This window comes from Yersinia sp. 2541 StPb PI (assembly GCF_052217145.1).
GTDB classification, from domain to species: Bacteria; Pseudomonadota; Gammaproteobacteria; order Enterobacterales; family Enterobacteriaceae; genus Yersinia; species Yersinia enterocolitica_E.
The window spans coordinates 2,950,937-2,971,103 of record NZ_JAZGQB010000001.1 but is presented as its reverse complement, the minus strand read 5'-3'; the positions used below and the strand labels follow the sequence as shown (position 1 = coordinate 2,971,103).

Sequence of the window (20,167 nt, the reverse complement as noted above, 5' to 3'; positions counted from 1 at the left end):
CAATAACGGTGCCGAAGCACCGTTATTGATGAGAGCTAATAACGATTAGAAGTTGTATTTCACCCCTAACATCACTGCAGTATCGCTGTAACCTTTGTCGCCCAATTGCTGGCCGACGTTACCCCAGACATTCAGTTGCTTGTTCAATTGCCCCTCAACACCCACTTTCAGTTCACCGATATTCTTCGCGCCAGCTTGTTTCACTTCAACCGCGTTCATATTGGTGCCAAAATCTTTGGTGTTGTGGATCCAGTTGGCTTCCACAAACGGTTGGAACTCGCGATCCTTGCCATTATCACTTTCGTGGTGGCCTTTCATATAAGAACGCAGCCCCAGACGGGTCTGGATATTACCGTCGCCTTGACCACTCACCTGAGTACCGTTTGCTTCACGGTGCTCGTCAGCCTTCACACCCATCCAGGTGATTTGGGCTTTCGGCTGGATAAAGTACGTTTCGTTCTTAGACTTATTCTCGCCGATTTTAAAGGTGTAGCCGCTCTCGACCGACGCGGTGATCCCTTTCGATTTATACTCTTCCGTCGCCAGACCGTCGCCCTGCACGCTATTGTTAAACCAGCTGTACTGCGCCCAACCGTCAACATACAAGCCCGACTTGTCTTCGTCGTTGGCATACCAGGTGCTGTACACCCCGGCGGTGTAACCATCAACCGAACCACTCGACTTATAGCCCGATTTCGCGTGGGTGTCGCTTTTGCTATTACCGTAACCGGCCATCACACCCAGGTGTAAACGGTCCAGACCATCGTTGCTCCACTGGGCGATATCGCCACCCAATTGCATCACATAGCGGTTGCTTTGGGTTTTCAACTGACCACTGGTGTCACGTGAACGGTTATGTCCGCCTTCGTTACGCAGCCACATGCTGGTCACTTTCTGCTCGCCAGTCAGGGCGTCGATATACTGTGTTTCGCCCAAACGATCGTGCAGACGCGTCACAAACATAGTGTTGGCTGCGGCCAGGTTCGCGGTGTAGCTGCCGGCTTCAGGACGTTTAGTTTCCTCGCCTGGACCCGCCGGGTTTTCCGGGTCGACCGGATTTTCTGGATCAACCGGCAAATTGCTCAGGCTGGTCAAATACCAGTTACTGGCGTTTGAACCCACCCCACGTACGAGTGAGTAATCATATGCACCCGCTACGATACGGCCAGGGTTCACAAACTCACCGTCGGATTGACCATTCACCTGAATGAGCTCAATACCGTTTAAGGTTTTAGCGCCCGTACCGCCCGCATTATCTACGCTTACGTTAGTGGTGCCGCTGGTGTTGCCGTTCACAATCATGCTGTCGGTGGCAGAGCTGTCGTCGCCCAGCGCGGTGTTGAAGTGCAGCAGACCGTTGTTGCCAATATAGTTGCCGTTGACCACTAATTGGTTACCGGTGGTGCCCGTACCGTCACTGGTTTTGTTACCGATAAATACCGTGCCGCTGTTGGTTAAGTCAGTGCCAACGGTAAAGATGTTACTGGCCGGGGCCAGACGTCCCATCGCCGGTACCACCGGTGCCGTTGGGTTGCCCACAAACAGCACGCCCTGGTTATCAACCGCGCCCGCTACACCACCAAAACCGCCCATAAAGGCACCGCTGGCTATATTCACCTGCTGGCTTGCCAGCGTCATGGGGTCAGCACTGCTGCCTAACATCAGGCCACCCGCATTGATATCTGTCTGGCCGGTATAGGCCGCAGATTGTGTCAACGATACGGTGCCTGTGCCGTTTTTAGTCAGGCTGCCACTGCCGCTAATGCTGTTGGCCAGCAACCAGTCACTCGCACTATTGAGCACCAATGCGCCGTCGTTGGTGACCGCCGCCGTCCCCAGATGTTCTGCCTGAGAAGCAGTTAACTGGCTGCCGTTCGTGATAGCAAACAGGCCACTGAACAGGCTGTTATCACCGCTCAATGTGATGTCGCTGCTATCTTCCAGCACCACACTGCCGGCATCACTGATAGCATTTGCTAACTGGCCCGCAGCCCCTTTCAGTGTCAGCAGACCGGCGTTAACGATATTGCCATCGCCCAGACCCGCTGCATTGTTCAGTAACGCTTGTGCGCCACTGGTAATGGTGGTCACCGCGCTCAGGCCAGTATTGGCACCCTTAACGCTCAGCACATTGGCGGCAATCGTCAGCGCGCCCCTGCCGGTCAGTTCACCCTCAGACACACCGCCCTGGCTCAAGGTTAAGCTGCCACCATTGAGATCAACCGTTGAGCCCGCAGTACTGTTCAGTTCGCCCACGGTTTGGCTGTGACCCTTCATGTCAAAGGCGGTATCTGCTGCCAGTGATAACAGCGAGGTATTCCCCAACACATTATCATTCAGCATCTGCAAGGTGCCGCTGCGTACATCGGTAGAACCGGTGTAATCATTGTCCAGATTGGACAGTGTTACCGTATTTCCTGCACCGGTATCAATCGCCAACTCACCACTGCCCGTCACTTTGGCACTCAAATCCGCCGCAGGACCGGTTTTATTGGTGGCATACAGCGCCAGTGCATCTGCACCGCTGCCCAGCAGTTCAACTTCGGTCAGGCCGTAACCGATATACAAACCGTCGTTACCCGTACCGCTGCTCAGGCGATAATCGTAAGTGCCTTTGGCAACCGTGGTGCCATTTTGTGCAATATCGGCCGTGGTGGCATCGGTAATGACATTGCCATCCTGGTCTTTCAGCACCAGATTGCCGCCATTACCCTGCACGGCCACATCACTCACCGCCAGTTGCAGCAAGGTATTGGCATCATCCTGCTCCATGATGGGCAGTACCGGATTGACCGGCGTCTGGCTGTTGTCGACGCTGTCGATGTCCACCACCACCGTCCCGGTGCCCAGTAGGTTCATCTCTTTGGTGGTATGGATAGTGCTTTTCGCCACCGTCTCACCCGGAGTGCCGGTGTTAAATTTCACCGTACCGCCGTCAAAGGCCAACCCACCGATAGTTTGCACACCGTCACCGACGGTGGTGATACTGTCCGCGCCCAGTTTCAGGGTGGCATTCACTAATGCTGCCGTGTTATCCGCCGCCAGTTCAAAGGTGGCGTGGCCTAATGCCAGTACCCCGTTAAAGGCGTTCTGTGCCGCATTGGCCGTAAAATCAAAGGCATTACCGGCGGTATTAACGGCCATCGTGCCGAGGCCGTTCAACTTGCTGTTAAAGCTCACGGCATTCAGGTTATTAACCTGCAACAGACTGCCGTCACCCAGATTAAAACCGGTGTTGGCATTGTCATCCTGACTGTCACCCAGCGCCAGCAGCACATTGTCCAGTGTCAGCGTTGAGTTATTGATCAGGTTGATGTATTCCATATTCTGGATGGCATCAGCATCACTCAGGGTATACAGCGAACTGTCCAGCGTCAGCGTATCGCTGCCGGTACCGCCGTTCAGTGAGCTGAACACGCCGGTATCGGCTAATGTCAGCCCTTTCAGAATGAAGGCATCATCGCCGCTGCCGGTGGTGAAGTCAGTACCTTTACTGCCTTGCATCAGGGTCACGGTGTTGTTGCCCGCTAACAGATCCACCTTGCCAACAATTGTGCCACCCGTGGCGTTGGTAAATGCCAGACCCGTCCCAGTATTGGTTACGACAGCCTGCTGGGTGGCGCTGTTGGCTTGAATGGTACCGCTGTTGACGAAGCTGGTGACATAACCGTTATTGATGTCCACCACCGGGCTGGTGAGTGATGTTGATATCAGGTTACCGGACTGCTCGACACGGCCGGTAGTGCCTTTGACAATCAGGGCTGCACCGCCTGCGGCATCATTGACGTTTACGCTGGCACCGGTTTTCAGATCCTGACGGGAGTTGGTGACAATCCCTTTGCCCGCGGCTGAATTGACGTTAATCACCAGACCGGCCGAGTCGGACATGTCCAGCGTATTATCGGTGATGGTGTCGCCGGTGTTGGCAAACAGAATACCGGTACCGCTGCCGTTGACATTGATCGTGCCAGAGTTGGTTGCCGCCAGGGAGGCACCGGTACGAATACCTGCACCATTACCCACCGTCAGCGAGGTGTTTTTTAACTGAATGCCGGTAATTTCCGCTTTGTTTTCAATCGCATTACCTGTGCCGCCCGCCGTCATGGTGATGGTTGCGCCATCCACGGTCAGTGCTGTGGCACCGGTATCAAGCAGTACACCATGGGCAGTGCCGCCCGCTTTGGTTTCACCGTTACCGGATAAGGTCAGGCTCGCCCCCGCACCCAGCAGATAAGCGGCGGTGCCGTCGGTTGCGTTGACGGTACCGCTGTTATTCACGGTAGAGTTAGCACCCTGAATATTGACCGCAGTCCCATTGACTGTGATGAGGTTTTGGTTGGTCAGAATCCCGCCGTCTACCAGCACGCCAGTACTGCCTGCTTGTGTAAAATCAATGGAGCCATTGTGGATAAGCTCACCGCCATTACGGGCGATATAGCCATAGGCACCAGACGCGGTGTTACCGGTGGTCAATACCGCCGAACTGGTTAAGACAGATTTTCCGGTAGCACCGGTGGCAATACCATCCAGGCCGTAGTAGTTGCCATCGACGATCCCGGCAGTAGCCCCATCACCGCTCAATTCCAGGCTGGCATCTGCCGTGATGGTGCCGCTGGCGCCACCCTCGACTTTTACCCCAGTAGAGCCCTCGCCAGACAGGACCATATCTAACGCGCCGGAGTTAAATGTACTGCCAACACCGGTGACTTGAATAAGAGAAGAATCTTTACCGGTGGCATTCATGGTTGAGGCTGTGGTCCCGATAAAGCTGGCACCCTTATCAACGCGATACAGTGTAGAGCCTTCGGTTGAAACCGTTTCATCACCCGTGGCAATGTTATTGACGCTAGAGCCCGTACCGTAAATCAGGTAGCCCACCTGTTTTTTACCTGAAACAAACTCAACCTGGCCGGTACCGGAGACATTAATGGTACCTTTATCTTCAGCAACCACCCCAATAGCACCATCGCCCGCCAGCTTTACCTCACCAGAGAGATTAGCCACCGCGCCCGCACCAACCGCCTGAATACCGTAGTTCGCCAGTTTAGTGGCAGCATCAAGCCCGTTATTTACATAAACGTTACCGGCGTTAGTGGCTGAACTGTTGGTCAGTACTTTGATACCGACGGTATTGATACCATTTATAACGATATCACCATTATTGAAGATATTCGTGGCGTTAGCGCTGGAAGAGATACCGATATTCTGCCCTGCATTTTGTCCGGATACCGCGCCAGCACCGTTGAGCTCAATAGTGCCGTTTTGATTGACTACTGTTCTCGCTCCTTGTGCAGCAATAGCTGTAGAGTTTTCAGTTTTGCTGCCAATCACGATTTTACCGGTCGCACTATTGGTAAAGGTAGCGATATTGCTCAGATTAACCGTATCTTGCAGTAATTTGACGGCATAAGACTGGGTCTTAATAGCCAGATCAGTGACGATATCAGTCGCTGAACGCTGTGCTTGACGGCCAATATAGACGGTACCGTTATTTTCAAAGGTAGAGCCTTTCTGAACACTCACCCCTTCGTTCAGATACCCTGTTGGAGGCGATTTATCGATAGTTGCAGCAATGTTAATAGCGCCGTTATTGACGAAGGTTGAGGTACCGTCAATGATAGCTACGCGGGTATAAACACTGCTCCCACGTGAAGCCGTGTTAATTACGCCGTTGTTAGTGACTGAGGAGGCCCCATTAGCCAAAATTGCAGTATGGCTCCCACTGGCGACATCCAGTGGTAAAGTGGCACTCGGTATGGGTTTGAAATCCAGCATGTCAGGGTTAGTCCCCGCGTCCAGAACCCCAGTCGCTTCATTGATTACTGTACTGTCAGTGGCGAAAATAATATTGGTGCCACGAACAGTGCCTGCGGCTGAACCTAATGTCCCAGCGTTATTCAGGGTCGCGCCATCGTTCAATCGCACCACGGAAATATCCGTATTGAACGCCTGAATATTGGCATCAGCACCTATATTCACAATAGCATGTTGACCATCACCATGAATAAAGGCAACACGGCTAGAATCGACCAGGTGATTTACGGCATCATTGGCATCAATCCCCATATCAAGATAGATCGGGGTGACTTTGGGTGTAACCTGGCCGCTAGTAGTTATATAAGCTCGCGCAAGTTCAGCCTGGTAGCCATTGCTGTCCAGTGCAATCGCACCACTTTTAATGCCTGCGATTAAATCATTGTTGTATTTTTGGAAATCAGCAAAGTTTTGAACATTTTGGGCCCCTAAATACGGGCTGGTGAATGCACCGGTAAAGTCATCAAGTACAGCATTCGCCACCGAGGTACCACTGTCACGAATGTTATTGCTGTTACTCCCCAGATTGACTACAGTTTTGGCGTTGTAATTTAAGACTGTATTCTGGGCTGAAGTCGTAGAGTCAACATAGAATCCTGAAGAAGTCGTTGTTGCCGCTTCATTTTTCAGGCTGCCTTTAAGAATGGCGTTAAAATAGTTATTGCTGTCATTAACCCAACCTGCGGCCGTGCTGCCGACAGCCACGGTCAGATCACTGCTATCCTGCACATGGAATAAGTTGCGATTCACATACTGGCCATTTTCACCAACCGCATAAGAAACAGGTACCGAAAAATCAGCAAGTGGTTTAATTGACATCGCAGTACTGCTATACACATTAATAGTAATTAATGCGCCAGTGCCTTTCGGGTCAAGGAAAGTTTCAGTAACCATATCCCCTAAATTGAAAATATTTTTACTGATCAGATTCTCAGCACCATAGAGGAAGTTCCCCGGGGGAATATCACCCAGTTTACTGTTTTTGAAACCAACATCACCTTTGGCAATATTGCTAAAACTCCCCGATAAAGTATTGTTGGCCCCACTAAACGTCTGCGTAAAATCAACTTCAGGTGTAAATCCGGGAACACTTACATCCGCAGCAAAAGCAGAGCTCGCCCCTAATGTGAACATCAAGGTGATGGCAATTTGGCTCAGGCGAGAGGGGGTCGTTAAACCTAAAGTTGTATCGACAGTTCCTGAGCAAAGTGACTTAGCTTTTTTTCCTGATTTAGAGATTTCAGATGCAACGTCATAGCGGCCTAAGGCACTATTCCAAATGACTTTAAATACTTTATTCATAGTATTACTCTGATTAGATGCGTAGACCTGATAATCTGGTCTATCCACAAGGGTGTTGGTTTAGAACTGAGTAGGATTGTTTAAAATGTTAAATTAACAATGTTGACCTTTTAATCAGCACAATATAACTCACCCCACTAATTACGAATATAGGAGGGCGATAGGGGTGTTGTAGGAAATTTCCCTAAATTGATTTAATTGATTTAATTGATTTATTAAGTGCAGTGCGACTTATTGTAAATGTAAGATGTTTGCTTTTTAATTTTTACTTGTTATTTTTCAGGCTTTTATGTTTTTTATTATGGTTTTGGTGGCGTGGTGTTTCGGATTTATTGGGGCGCTATCTTTATATTGATAGCGGTTGAGTTAACCATAGTAACTGAGTGGGTAACTTGCTGCTATTTTTTCGTCGCAATTATCTCAGCCACAGTTTTATATCTATTCTTATTTCAGGTTACGGATGCAATGCTCAATGCGTTTAGTGTGTGATAGTTAAATAAAACTGAATCATTGTTAGATGTGTAATTGATAATCTTAATAAGATGAGAATGAAAAAATGTTTTTAATTATAAATTTAAACTGGAGTGAATTAATCTAGTTATTCAGCACCATTATTATCTTTTGTGTGCAGCTGAATTTATGAATGTTACCAAAAGCGCCGGACAAAGATGCTTTAACCCGTTTTTCTGCAGGTAAGGTTTCTGCAAGCCAGAATAGAGAAACCAGCATCAATGCACCGATAATTGCCAGCAATCAGAAAATGGCGTGCCAGGAGGTGATGCTAATCATTTGTCCGCCGACCAGTGGCCCGGCAATGGGCGCAATAGCCATAATGATCATCAGGGTAGAAAGCATCTGTGCTGCACGAGTACGACTAAACAGATCGCGTATCATTGCCCGTGCCAGCATGGGGCCTGTGCATACTCCCAAAGCCTGAAAGACACGCCAGAAAATGATTTGCACAATATCAGTCGATAATGCGCAGCCCACCGAGCCTATAACGAACAATATCATGCCGGCAGGCGTCGACTAAAGTGGTCACTAATTGACCCTAAAATCAGTTGGGCAAGACAAAAGCCGGTATAGTCAATTCCACATCGCCCTGCAAATCTATTGCTATGACTGGCATGGTAGGTAAATAGATATCGGTTGATAAGGATGTGATAGCCATTAACGCACTGAGAATTAAAACAAGTGTAAGGCCGCTGGTTTTTCCGGCAGCTAGTTGCGATCGTGTCTGTGAGTTGGTCATGATCATCTATCTGAATATTAAGAGGTGAAAGCATGTTAACGGATTTATGCAAAGAGATAATGGCAGGTAGCAGGATAAGCACTATGAGCAGTATTCATGAATACACTAAATAGCGGGTCCATTGAGTATCTTTTACCAGGCAGCCAATAAAGACATGACTCCTGGATACAACTAAAAGATAGTTCTCATGACTGTAGAATTTGGTCCGCACCTTCGGCAAATAACTTAGCCTGAAGGTGAGTGCGACAGCTTAAAGAAGAAGGTGTTGGGAAATCTTCGAAAGTGGCACCCATTTGAGGGGTTATTTTTTACGTATCCCATTACTCATAAATTATTCTCATTATTAACCATAATTGCCGGATTGTTCTACAGTTAAAGGGCGTTAATGCTTTCGAAAGGAAATAGGGTTAGGCTGATAAATAAATACTACCCCTTTTTATTGGCAAGTAATTTTTGCGGGTGATTGGATGATTCACGCATTTTCTGTACTTGAAGATAAATGTAGGACAATACTTTCTTGGGTAAAATCGTTTCGTTATATATCATCAGATAAGCGTGATTTAAGGATTGATCTGCTGCGGGGCATTGCTTTGGTGATGATGGTTGTAGCCCACATTGAAGTGATGTCGCTATTGAATATCTTTACTTGGGAGCGTTTTGGCCTGACAACCGGCGCGGAAGGGTTCGTTATTCTCTCGGGATTTATGTTGGGTGTAATCAATCGCCAGCGTTTAAAAAAAGAAGTTCTGCTAACTATAAGCTATGCACTATATCGACGAGCAGCAAAAATATATGTGGTTAATATAGTGATCATCCTTAGTATTTTACTTCTAACTAAACTGACGTTCATAAACACTTTCGAAGTAACCCATTTTACCGATCGCTTTTCAAACGTAAGTTATACGTTATATCCACTTTACGACCAGCTAAAAGAATCTTGGTTTAACATGGTGCTCTACTTACAAATCGGGCCTCATCAGAGCCAGATTTTGGGGCTATATTTCTATCTGCTGTTGGCCAGTCCTATTTTTATCTATTTATTGCAACGCCGATGGGTAGGTGTATTGCTGCTGTTATCTCTGGCATTATATATTATCTACCATATTACCGGGATACGAGTTACATCAGCGGAATTTGAGTTTGCTTTTCCATTTTTGGCTTGGCAATTTATTTATGTCTTGGGGATGACGATTGGTTGGTACAAAGAAGAGTTGCTTTCTTTAGCCCATACTCAGGCTGGATTCTGGAGTTTGTCAGTTGTTGTATTATTTACATTAGTAATGATGTTTATTGCACAGAATCATACCAATCCATTTATGCCCTATAACACGATGCTCCATATCATAAATACGAAAAATTTCAATTGGTTCTATCTGAACTTTGCTGAAAAGAATGCATTAGGTCCACTGCGTATTATTAATGATTTTAGTCTGCTAACAACATGTTATTTGGTGTTAAGTTATTTTTGGAAACCAATAAATAAGATGTGTGGTTGGTTTTTAATAACATTAGGCCAACATTCTTTGTATGTTTTTATTATCCACGTGTATGTGGTCTTATTGGTTAGTCAGGTAGTTGATTTTGGTTTATGGCATCGGGCATGGTTGCTAAATACATTGGTTCATCTCTGTGCCTTAATGATGTTATGGCTATTAGCAAAATATGATGTCGGTAGGAGATTTATTCCTAACTGATTTGTATTTTTTTGACTCAATCTTATAAATAGGCTAGAAATGAAAAATACTCCATCGACTTCAGATAAGAATCAGATTAGCAAGCTACGTAATAGCATACTTTATGAACTGAAATATTCTCTCGGAGTGATACTATCAACAGCATCATCCAGTGACATTTTTAGTGCATTAGCACTGGTCGTGCGACGCAACCAAACTGATGATTATTTTAACACTCGGGAACGACATCACCAGGCAAGAAAAAAACGTATCTATTATATTTCTATGGAGTTTTTAATTGGTCAATCTCTGCGGAATAACTTAATAAATCAAGGGATAATGGAGATAGCTAAAGCCGCATTAGAATCTCTTGGGGTAGATTTTGAAGTTATTGTAAAAAGTGAAGAAGATGCAGCATTAGGTAATGGGGGGTTGGGGCGCCTGGCTGCATGTTTCATTGATTCAATGGCAACCTTGGATATTGCTGGCTCTGGTCACGGTATAAAATACGAATATGGCTTGTTTCACCAACAAATTCAGGATGGACAACAAATAGAGAAGCCTGATGATTGGCACTCTGCACACTCACCCTGGCTAATAGAACATCAAAGTCAGGCAATGATAATTCCGCTGTATGGGCGCATAGTCGAAATAGAGGACCAGCAAGGAAATTACAATCCAATGTGGATGGATTGGAAAATAATTATTGGTGTGCCTCACGACTATCTGGTCTCAGGTTATATTAATCATACCGTAAACTCGTTGCGTTTATATAGTGCTTGCGCTTCAGATTCATTTGATATTCATATCTTTAATCATGGTGATTATCTGAATGCTGTTAATCAAAAAATAGCATCGGAAAATATCTCTAAAGTGCTTTATCCCTCCGATGAAGTGTTGGCAGGGAAGGAATTACGCTTAACACAAGAGTATTTTCTGGTGGCTTGTACATTACGTGATGTCATGCATGATTTCTTCTTACTTTCCAGTGATATTAACCAGTTGCCGGATTTTGTAGCCATTCAACTTAATGATACCCACCCGGCCCTAGCTATTGTTGAGCTAATGAGAATATTGGTAGATGAACATACTGTTGATTGGGATATCGCTTGGGATTTGACACAACGGGTTTGCGCCTACACCAATCATACTTTAATGCCAGAGGCGTTAGAGAAGTGGTCAGTTAATTTATTCGAGTTGTTGCTGCCTCGACATCTACAAATTATTTATGAAATCAACCGCCGTTTCTTACTGGAAATACATAGATGGCGTCCTGAACGTGCAGATTTATTAGCATCAATGTCTTTGATTGAAGAGACGCCTGAAAAGAAAGTTCGCATGGCCTACCTTGCTATTATTGGTAGTCACAAAGTGAATGGAGTGGCTAAACTTCATTCGGAATTAATTAAATCGAATCTTGTACCCGATTTTTATCATTTAATGCCAGAGAAGTTCACTAATCAAACCAACGGTGTTACACCCCGTCGCTGGATTCAGCAGGCTAATCCCCGGTTATCGACTTTTCTGGATTGTCACTTAGGCCATGAATGGGTTACCGACCTGACTCTTTTGACTAAACTTAAATCGTTAGCGAACGAACGTGACATTATTGCCGAACTGGCTGAAATTAAAAAATTTAATAAATTAAAATTAAGTCAGATAATTACGCGTCAGCAAGGAATAATTATCAATCCCGAAGCTATGTTCGACTGTCAGATTAAACGAATTCATGAGTATAAACGGCAATTACTCAACATCCTCTATGTGATAAACCTTTACCAGAAAATGCTGAATGGAAGAGGAACTATTTCGCCGAAAGTCCATATATTCTCGGGCAAAGCTGCACCGGGTTATGCCATGGCCAAATTGATCATCCAGTTGATTAATCAAGTTGCTCTTAAAGTGAACAATGATCCTAGAGTCAATGAGCAACTAAAAGTGGTTTTTTTAGAAGACTATAAAGTCTCGCTAGCGGAAAATATTATTCCAGCCGCTGACTTATCAGAGCAGATATCTACTGCGGGTACTGAAGCATCGGGTACCAGCAATATGAAGCTGGCGATGAATGGTGCTTTAACTATCGGAACGCTAGATGGCGCTAATATTGAAATTAGAGATGCTGTGGGTCATGAGAATTTCTATGTTTTTGGTTTATCTGCGGAGCAAATTGCTGAGCAAAGAGCTAAAGGACGGTCATCATATGATGAGTATTTATCTAATACAGAACTTAAAGAAACTGTTGATTCACTTATTTCAGGTGCTTTTCATGCCGATAAGAACCTGTTTTCACCGATATTTCATATGTTGGTGAGTCACGGTGACCACTATTTCCATTTGGCTGATTTTGATAGTTATTGTTACGCACAATATCAAGCATTGACCGATTATAGCGATACTTACAGTTGGCACAAGCGAGCATTAAACACGATAAGTGGCATGGGAGAGTTTTCCAGCGACAGGACTATTCGTGGATACAGCAAGGATATTTGGAGGGAGGACAACCTTAAGTGAAACATTACAAATCACTCACGGTATTACTTAGTGGACTCTTTTTCTGCCCGCTGGTGACTGCGAGTGAAACGACTAGTCCACCAGCTGTTAAATTATTTACCAGCCCTTGGTCACGCCTTTTTTCTGGTGATGAGAACACATTTTCAACGGCATTAACCTATAGTTCGCCACTTAAAAAAAAGATGGTTAATGTACCTACAGGGAAATATAGCTCGGAGGAAGTATATAAACTAAATCAGCGGGGGCTTTTTAGTGTGCAGTATTCCCCAATAAGTTATCTTTTTGCCAATATGACGGTTCGGGTTCCATTACAAAATACCAGTAAATACAGTACCGATTTTGTTTATAGTTTTGGTTATGACGATTGGCATCCGGGTACTTTTAGTTTGGTTTATGGTAATTACAACGATAATAATAGTTTCTTCCCTGCGACAGGTGCTCAAAGAACACGGTTTGAACAAGGCTCTTGGACTTTGGGCTATAAATTTACCTTACCCAAGACGGTGGAGTCTGCATTATTGATTAACAAAGATGACTCACTGATTTGTCAAGTTGGCTATAGCTATGTGCCTCGTTATTACTCTGACGCTTCATCAACTATCAAAGAAAATAAGAACAGTTTTTTAGGGAGTTGTGGCTATACCTTACAACAGCACTATTTTTTGCGTTTGTCCGCGTTTTATTACCCTAACAAGAATCAGCAGCAACCTTGGAATTATGATTATACCTATAGTTTTGGCTATACGTCTGGCTACGCTCCGGGGTCCTGGTCGCTTTTTTATGGCAATTACACCGGGACTCGCTACCCGTGGCGGCAGAATGCAAATGCTAATTTTCGTAGTGGGACAATAAATCTCAGTTGGATATTACCCCTATAAATTGGAGGTGTAAGAATCTGTGCTACGCTTAATTACGCTATTAATAGTTAAGTGAGCATAATGTTTTTGTGGGTATGAAAGGTTCAGGGACGTTGAGCATCCTCTATCGACGATGATGTTTGATAAATTATGTTTACACGAAGCTCTTGGGTAACTTATGCAACCACATCCTTCCGCTACTGGTGTGACATCTATTCTTGTTGTTGATGATTCAGCAAGTTATCGCTTTTTACTGGTTAATCTACTAAAAAATTGGCAATTTACTGTTTTTGAAGCAGAAAATGGCCAAGATGCTTTGGCTATCCTTGATAATAATGCCATCAATATGGTGATCAGTGACTGGGAAATGCCAGTTATGGATGGGTTGAAACTCTGTACTACTATCCGTAAACATTATTCCGATAGGTATATTTACTTAGTATTGATAACCGTGCGGCAATCCGTCGAGGATTTGATCGCAGGATTAGATGCGGGCGCCGATGATTTTCTGTCAAAGCCGATAAATCAAAGTGAGCTACGCGCCCGATTACATGCAGGTGAACGGATATTAATGCTAGAGGCAACCCTCGATGCCCGTAATCAGAAACTGTCCCAAGCCTACCAACAAATAGAAGATGACTTGCAGGCTGCGGCAAAATTGCAACGTAGTGTTTTGCCAGCAGAAAAGCTAATGGTGAGTGGTTTTCAAGCCGAATGGATGTTTATACCCTCCGCGTATGTTTCGGGTGACTTGTTAAGTTTTTTCCAACTGGGAAATCAACACATTGGTTTTTATAGTATTGATGTTGCAGGGCATGGCGTGGCTGCGGCGATGCTCTCACTGTCAGTTGCACGCCAATTTCTTAATGGGCGCACGGTAGATAACTTACTGATTTCACTGGCAGATACTCCCTCTGGTTATCTAATTACCCCGCCACACAAAGTTGTGAGCGAACTTAATCGCCGTTTTTGTATAGAGAATGATGATATAGCCAGCTATTTCACTCTTATTTATGGCGTTATCGATGTTCAAACAGCGGGTGGGGTGCTTTGCCAAGCTGGGCATCCGACCCCCTTTATTGTTAGTAGTTCAGGTCAGATTACCCCTATTGGTGACGGTGGTGCACCGGTTGGACTTATTGATTCGATGGACTATCAGGACACTGCATTCACTCTTGCTTCGGGTGATCGGCTCTATTTATTCACCGATGGCATTGTTGAGTGTGAAAACCCTGAGCAAGAGCTATTTGGAGAACGACGATTACAAGACTTACTGGCCGCAAGTCAACGTGACTGTGTGCAAACTGTTTTTGGGCAAGTACAGCAGGCACTGAAATACTGGCATCCGGTACAAAAAGATGAACATCAAAGTGATATTCAGAATGGGCGTTCTGTATTTAGTGATGATATCTCGTTACTGGTGATCGAACGCAATAACAATTCCCCTCTCCTAGCAGCATTGTAAGGAAGAAAAAATGAACTTTGAAACTCAGACAATTGACAATGTATTGGTGATAACCCCCTTGATCAGGCGACTCGATGCATCAGTTTCCCTGAAATTTAAGGAAGATATACAAGCAATGATCGCTCAGGGAGCCAAAAATATTTTATTGGATTTTAGTCGGGTAGATTTCATCGACAGTAGTTGTTTAGGTGCTCTGGTTTCGTTGTTGAAGACCTTAAATGGGAAAGGTGAACTGGCTATTTGCTCACTGAATAATAATATCCACGGAATGTTCAAATTAACCCGGATGGATAGGATATTTACTATCGGTGCTAATCAACCCGATACATTACAGCAGATGCATTCCGTAGCACCTTAATTTGTAAGGAATACCTATTTATGAAAGCCATGATCCTTGCTGCAGGGAAAGGAACCAGAGCCAGACCACTGACCACCATACTGCCAAAGCCAATGATTCCATTGATTCGAAAACCTATTATGGAATCGATTATTGAGCATTTAAGAAAATATGGTTTTAATCAGTTAATGGTGAATACCAGCTATCTATCTGTGGACATCGAGAATTATTTTCGTGATGGCCATGCCTGGGGAGTAGAAATAGGTTACTCCTACGAAGGTATTATGGAGGGTAATACTTTTGTTGACAATGTTCTGGGGTCAGCGGGTGGAATGAAACACATCCAAAATTTCTCAGGTTTTTTTGATGAAACTTTTGTCGTTGTCTGTGGTGATGCATTAATTGATGTAGATTTCGATAAGGTATTGGCTTTCCATCGAGCCAGAAAAAGTGTGGCAACCTTGGTGATGCGCCCAGTCTCAGCAGATCAGGTAAACAAATACGGTATTGTTGTTACTGATGAGCAGGGTAGAGTTAGTAAGTTTCAAGAAAAACCTAAAACCGAGGATGCATTATCAAACAATGCCAATACCGGAATCTATGTTTTTGAGCCAGAAATATTCGATTATATTCCTGATGGCGTTGAATACGACATTGGTAGTCAGTTGTTCCCCAAACTTGCTGAATTAGGTGTTCCTTTCTACGGTATTGCCTTGCCCTTCCAATGGGTTGATATTGGGTCTCTACAAGATTTTTGGCATGTAAATCGCATGATCCTTAATCAGGATTTACCCGACTATCCCATGCCGGGAATTAAAATTGCACCTCAAATCTGGTGTGGACTTAATGTTAAAGCCGACTTTTCGACCTTAGATATTGAAGGGCCAGTCTATATTGGTAGTAGTACAGAAATACAGTCTGGCGTAACGATTAAAGGGCCTACAATTATTGGTGCGGGGTGTTTATTAGAGCAGGGAGCTGTTATCGATCAAAGTTTTATTGCTGATTATACCCGGGTCGGGGGTATTGCGCATTTGCATCAACAGATGATTTTTGCTGGGAAAGTTATCTCACCAGACGGTATGTCCATTGATTTATCTGAGGCGGGTTTAAACTGGCTCATTGATGATAAACGGCGTAAAGATATTATTATGGCAGAGAAATCTTTGTTCGATGAATTCCTACATAAAGATACGTTGATATGAGTTATCACCAGCGTGACTCACAGGGCTGGTTAATGAGAATATGTTTGCCTGCTTCCTTGTCTAGCCTGAATGTTTTACATGAAAAGTTACTACAATTTATTCAACCCTTAAAGATTGATTCATCTAGCAGTTATGCTATGGAACTTGCATTAAATGAAGCATTTATCAATATTGTAAAGCATGGTGTTAACTATGATGCCACCCAAGATATTACTATTGTGATGCATTATGGCAATAATCAACTAGCTGTGACCTTACAAGATAAAGGAAAGCCTATACCTACAAAATTTTTGCAAAATAAAAGTGGGTTGTCTCATATTCCTGAGTTGTCAGCGCCGGATTCTTGGCCAGAAAATGGGATGGGATTGATGATGATGTTTAATGCCGTTGATGACATCAGTTATAAAGTGGAAGAGGGCATCAATTATCTATCGCTGATAAAGAAAATAGAAGAGTAGGCGTAAAAATTATGTTTATTCATAAAATAATGCTCTTCGAACTCCCCCTTAAAATGGGCTGATTTATCTCACTTATCTTCATGGATTGACTGAGGTTGTGATAATGGCTTTTTATTTCTCTTCGTTTGAAAACAGGAAACCACCATCACCACTCAAAACTCATTGGGCTACTGAGTTTTTATGGCAAAGTCTGGCGGTTGCAGCGCTTATCTTGGGGGCAAATTATATCCGCTGGCGCTGGATGAATTCACTGAATTACGATGCGCTTTGGTATTCCATCCCTTTGGTAATGGCTGAAACACTAGCCTATATTGGTTCTGCTTTATTCACTATCAACCTCTGGAAAGTCAGAGATATTCCTGTACTCCCAGTACCTGAAACAATCGATGACTGTATAGCCGCGGAAGAGATGCAAGAAAGGCGTCAGATAAAAGTTGATTTGTTTATTGCCACCTATAATGAAGATGTCGAATTAGTGCGTTTATCGATTCGGGATGCACTCGCCGTAACTTATCCCTTCTCCTTGGATTATCGCATTCATGTATTAGATGATGGTAAACGAAGCGAAATGGAGGTTGTTGCAAAAGAAGAGGGGGTTAATTACTTAAGTCGGGAAAATAATATCGGTTACAAAGCAGGTAATCTCCGCCACGGGCTGGATATGACGGACGGTGACTTTATTATTATCTGTGATGCAGATACCCGAGTTTTCCCCACAATATTGACTCATACTTTGGGTTATTTTCGTGATGTTGATGTTGCCTGGGTCCAGACTCCTCAGTGGTTTTATGATTTACCACAGGGCAAGCGATTACCTGAATGGGCAAAGAAAAAATTAGGTTCAGCAGGTTATTTTGTTGGTAAAGGGATTGAAAAATTGGTTGGCCCGCTTACTGTGGGGCATGATCCCTTTTTTAATGATCCGCAAATGTTTTACGATGTTATTTTACGCCGACGTAATTGGGCTAATGCGGCTTTTTGTTGTGGCGCCGCATCAATTCATCGTCGTGAAGCTATTATGCAAGCTGCACTGCGTCGCTATGTAGATAATATAGAAGATGAGATCGAGCAATATACGGGCGACCTAACTGATAAAGAAACCAAAGCAGACTTGGCTAAGGCCATGTTACCTCATGTGGTGCATGATACCGAGCTGATGCCATATAAATTTCATGTTTCAGAAGATATCTATACTTCTATCGTTTTACATGGTGATCCAGGCCGTAAATGGCGATCTGTCATGCACCCGCAAATAGAATCAAAAATGCTTTCACCGCAGGATTTGTTGACCTGGATGATCCAGAGATTTAAATATGCGGCTGGTTCAATGGATATTGCCTTGCATGACAGACTTTTCACTAGTAAAAGGATTAAGCTCAGTGCAATACAAAAATTAATGTACGGAACTACTTTTTGGTCCTATTTTGCCTGTATCTGGAATACGGTATTTTTGATTGCCCCATTAATTTATCTTTTTACGGGGATCCCCCCCGTTTCGACTTACTCATCTCCTTTTTATTTGCATTTTTTGCCCTTCATGATTGTCTCTGAATTAGCATTTATGTTTGGCACCTGGGGTATATCAGCGTGGGATGGGAAATCGTCTTTTCTTGCTTTATTTTCCATGAATCTACGAGCTCTTGATACAGTACTAAGAGGTGAGAAAATCAAGTTTCATGTGACGCCCAAAGAACGCCAGCAGGGCAATTTTTTATCCTTAGTTAAACCTCAGCTCGCCATTATTGGGCTGACGTTATTGGGGTTGATTTGGGGGGCGATTCAGATAGCCGTAGGGAACATAAAATATCCCTCAGGTTTTGTGATCAATATCTTTTGGGGAGCTGCAAATATTGCAGCCATGATGCCGATGGTTTTAGCCGCATTTTGGCAACCCGAGCATGCTGAATCCACCGGACAGGAGGGGGCTTGATGTCATTCAAATATAACCTCCTCAAGGCGAGAAGTTATCTGGCGATGGTGATCGGTATTTTAATCGCATTTTCTATTGTGTTGTATGTCGAAAAGAACTCTCAAGATATGGAAGATTCTCGTGTCCATATCACCACCAGTATTGGCAGACCATTAACACCGGTTCCTCGACCATTGAGTTCCGAAGAAGTAATTTGGGCTAAGGCTGCATGGCAATATTTTATTAATAATACTCAGCCGAGTGGTTTAGTGAATTCCGTGGATAAATTCCCATCGTCGACAATGTGGGATACCAGTAGTTATTTTATGGCGCTGATTTCAGCGCAACGAATTGGTATTATTCAACAAGATGAGTTTGATACCCGAATCAGTAATGCATTAGGTGCATTGGCTAAATTACCACTATTTGAAGGTAAATTACCTAATAAAGCCTATAATACACAGACTCTATCTATGGTTAATTATATTAATCAGCCCAGTACGAAAGGTATAGGCTGGTCGGCTATTGATATCAGTCGAATGATGGTGCCATTAAATATATTGGTCTGGAGTTATCCCCAGCATGCTGTCGAGGTCAATAAGGTTATTTCACGCTGGCAATTAGATGCGCTAGTGGTCGATGATCAATTACAAGGTTCGGTAGTTGATGATAAAACTCAGCTCATTTCATTGCATCAGGAAGGGCGTATGGGGTATGAGCAATATGCGGCACGGACCCTGCAACTAGTAGGTATTAATGCTAGTTTAGCCCTTGATTACACTGCACATCTGCAATTTATTAAAGTTGAAGGGATATTGGTGCCTGATGATGATCGTGTCTCGCAAAAAGAGGGGGCAAATACATTTATCGTCAGTGAACCCTATATCTTGACCGGCTTAGAGTTGGGTTTTGATCTTTATTCATCAGAACTAGCCTGGCGGGTTTTTAAGGCTCAGGAAAATCGTTTTCAGCGTACTGCTATATATACCTCTGTCAGTGAGGATCATGTGGATCAAGCTCCTTTCTTTATTTATAGCACACTCCATTATGCTAATGAAGATTGGGCGGTAATTACGGACAAAGGTGAGCGTGTCAATCAGTTACGACAGTTATCAACCAAATCGGCATTTAGTTGGTATGCCTTATGGCGCACACCTTATAGTGAACAGACACGGAATCAATTAAATAGCTTGATGGATTCGAACAAAGGTTGGTATAGCGGAATTTATGAAGTTAACAATAAAATAAATACTTCACTAAATGCCAATACCAATGGCGTGGTGTTAGAAAGTTTGGCTTTTATCAAGGGTGGAAAACTACTTTGTGCTGCCTGTACTCAGGTGATGCAATCCGTTGGCGCAACAGATAAACAACTAAGGTAGGA

The 20,167-nt window shown here is 44.3% G+C and carries 10 protein-coding genes and 1 pseudogene; 9 read left to right on the top strand and 2 right to left on the bottom strand.

The genetic code is table 11. The annotated features are described in order from the left end of the window. Nucleotides 1-45 precede the first annotated feature (45 nt). Both V1953_RS13340 and V1953_RS13335 read right to left on the bottom strand, forming a co-directional pair. Nucleotides 46-7,116: an autotransporter outer membrane beta-barrel domain-containing protein gene (locus V1953_RS13340; protein WP_442851036.1), complete on the bottom strand. Its 7,071-nt coding sequence runs from the start codon at nt 7,114-7,116 to the stop codon at nt 46-48. A 639-nt stretch (nt 7,117-7,755) separates the two neighbouring features. Further along, a pseudogene (locus tag V1953_RS13335) lies at nt 7,756-8,368 on the bottom strand (MFS transporter); the annotation flags it as partial. A 467-nt stretch (nt 8,369-8,835) separates the two neighbouring features. Between V1953_RS13335 and opgC the strand changes: the two are divergent. The 9 genes from opgC (at nt 8,836) to V1953_RS13290 (ending at nt 20,165) form a co-directional block, all read left to right on the top strand. Then, a complete protein-coding gene (gene opgC / locus V1953_RS13330) occupies nt 8,836-10,062 on the top strand; it encodes an OpgC domain-containing protein (RefSeq protein WP_420073911.1) in 1,227 nt (408 codons plus the stop codon). A gap of 39 nt (nt 10,063-10,101) precedes the next feature. Beyond that, on the top strand, nt 10,102-12,552 hold the full coding sequence (locus V1953_RS13325; protein WP_083159238.1) for a glycogen/starch/alpha-glucan phosphorylase: 2,451 nt from the start codon (nt 10,102-10,104) through the stop codon (nt 12,550-12,552). Nucleotides 12,553-12,605: 53 nt separating this feature from the next. Next, on the top strand, nt 12,606-13,430 hold the full coding sequence (locus V1953_RS13320; protein ID WP_442851327.1) for a hypothetical protein: 825 nt from the start codon (nt 12,606-12,608) through the stop codon (nt 13,428-13,430). A gap of 157 nt (nt 13,431-13,587) precedes the next feature. Beyond that, entirely contained in the window at nt 13,588-14,874 is a 1,287-nt protein-coding gene (locus V1953_RS13315) for a PP2C family protein-serine/threonine phosphatase (protein ID WP_083159237.1), read from the top strand. A gap of 10 nt (nt 14,875-14,884) precedes the next feature. Continuing rightward, nucleotides 14,885-15,232 (top strand): STAS domain-containing protein, encoded by a 348-nt coding sequence (locus V1953_RS13310; RefSeq protein WP_083159236.1) that lies wholly within the window; start codon nt 14,885-14,887, stop codon nt 15,230-15,232. Nucleotides 15,233-15,252: 20 nt separating this feature from the next. Then, nucleotides 15,253-16,416, top strand: coding sequence for a sugar phosphate nucleotidyltransferase (locus V1953_RS13305; protein ID WP_372568945.1), 1,164 nt, complete (start codon nt 15,253-15,255; stop codon nt 16,414-16,416). After that, nucleotides 16,413-16,874, top strand: coding sequence for an ATP-binding protein (locus V1953_RS13300; protein ID WP_227746543.1), 462 nt, complete (start codon nt 16,413-16,415; stop codon nt 16,872-16,874). Before V1953_RS13305 ends, V1953_RS13300 begins: the two co-directional genes overlap by 4 nt. Before the next feature lie 103 nt (nt 16,875-16,977). Continuing rightward, on the top strand, nt 16,978-18,804 hold the full coding sequence (locus tag V1953_RS13295; protein WP_442851035.1) for a glycosyltransferase: 1,827 nt from the start codon (nt 16,978-16,980) through the stop codon (nt 18,802-18,804). Beyond that, nucleotides 18,804-20,165, top strand: a complete 1,362-nt coding sequence (locus V1953_RS13290) for a DUF3131 domain-containing protein (protein ID WP_442847936.1) — start codon at nt 18,804-18,806, stop codon at nt 20,163-20,165. Before V1953_RS13295 ends, V1953_RS13290 begins: the two co-directional genes overlap by 1 nt. Nucleotides 20,166-20,167: the final 2 nt, after the last annotated feature.

Bases quoted from the DNA above. Each gene is read 5' to 3' on its own strand.
- V1953_RS13340 (WP_442851036.1), bottom strand. From the start codon at position 7,116: ATGAATAAAGTATTTAAAGTCATTTGGAATAGTGCCTTAGGCCGCTAT.
- opgC (WP_420073911.1), top strand. From the start codon at position 8,836: ATGATTCACGCATTTTCTGTACTTGAAGATAAATGTAGGACAATACTT.
- V1953_RS13325 (WP_083159238.1), top strand. From the start codon at position 10,102: ATGAAAAATACTCCATCGACTTCAGATAAGAATCAGATTAGCAAGCTA.
- V1953_RS13315 (WP_083159237.1), top strand. From the start codon at position 13,588: ATGCAACCACATCCTTCCGCTACTGGTGTGACATCTATTCTTGTTGTT.
- V1953_RS13310 (WP_083159236.1), top strand. From the start codon at position 14,885: ATGAACTTTGAAACTCAGACAATTGACAATGTATTGGTGATAACCCCC.
- V1953_RS13305 (WP_372568945.1), top strand. From the start codon at position 15,253: ATGAAAGCCATGATCCTTGCTGCAGGGAAAGGAACCAGAGCCAGACCA.
- V1953_RS13300 (WP_227746543.1), top strand. From the start codon at position 16,413: ATGAGTTATCACCAGCGTGACTCACAGGGCTGGTTAATGAGAATATGT.
- V1953_RS13295 (WP_442851035.1), top strand. From the start codon at position 16,978: ATGGCTTTTTATTTCTCTTCGTTTGAAAACAGGAAACCACCATCACCA.
- V1953_RS13290 (WP_442847936.1), top strand. From the start codon at position 18,804: ATGTCATTCAAATATAACCTCCTCAAGGCGAGAAGTTATCTGGCGATG.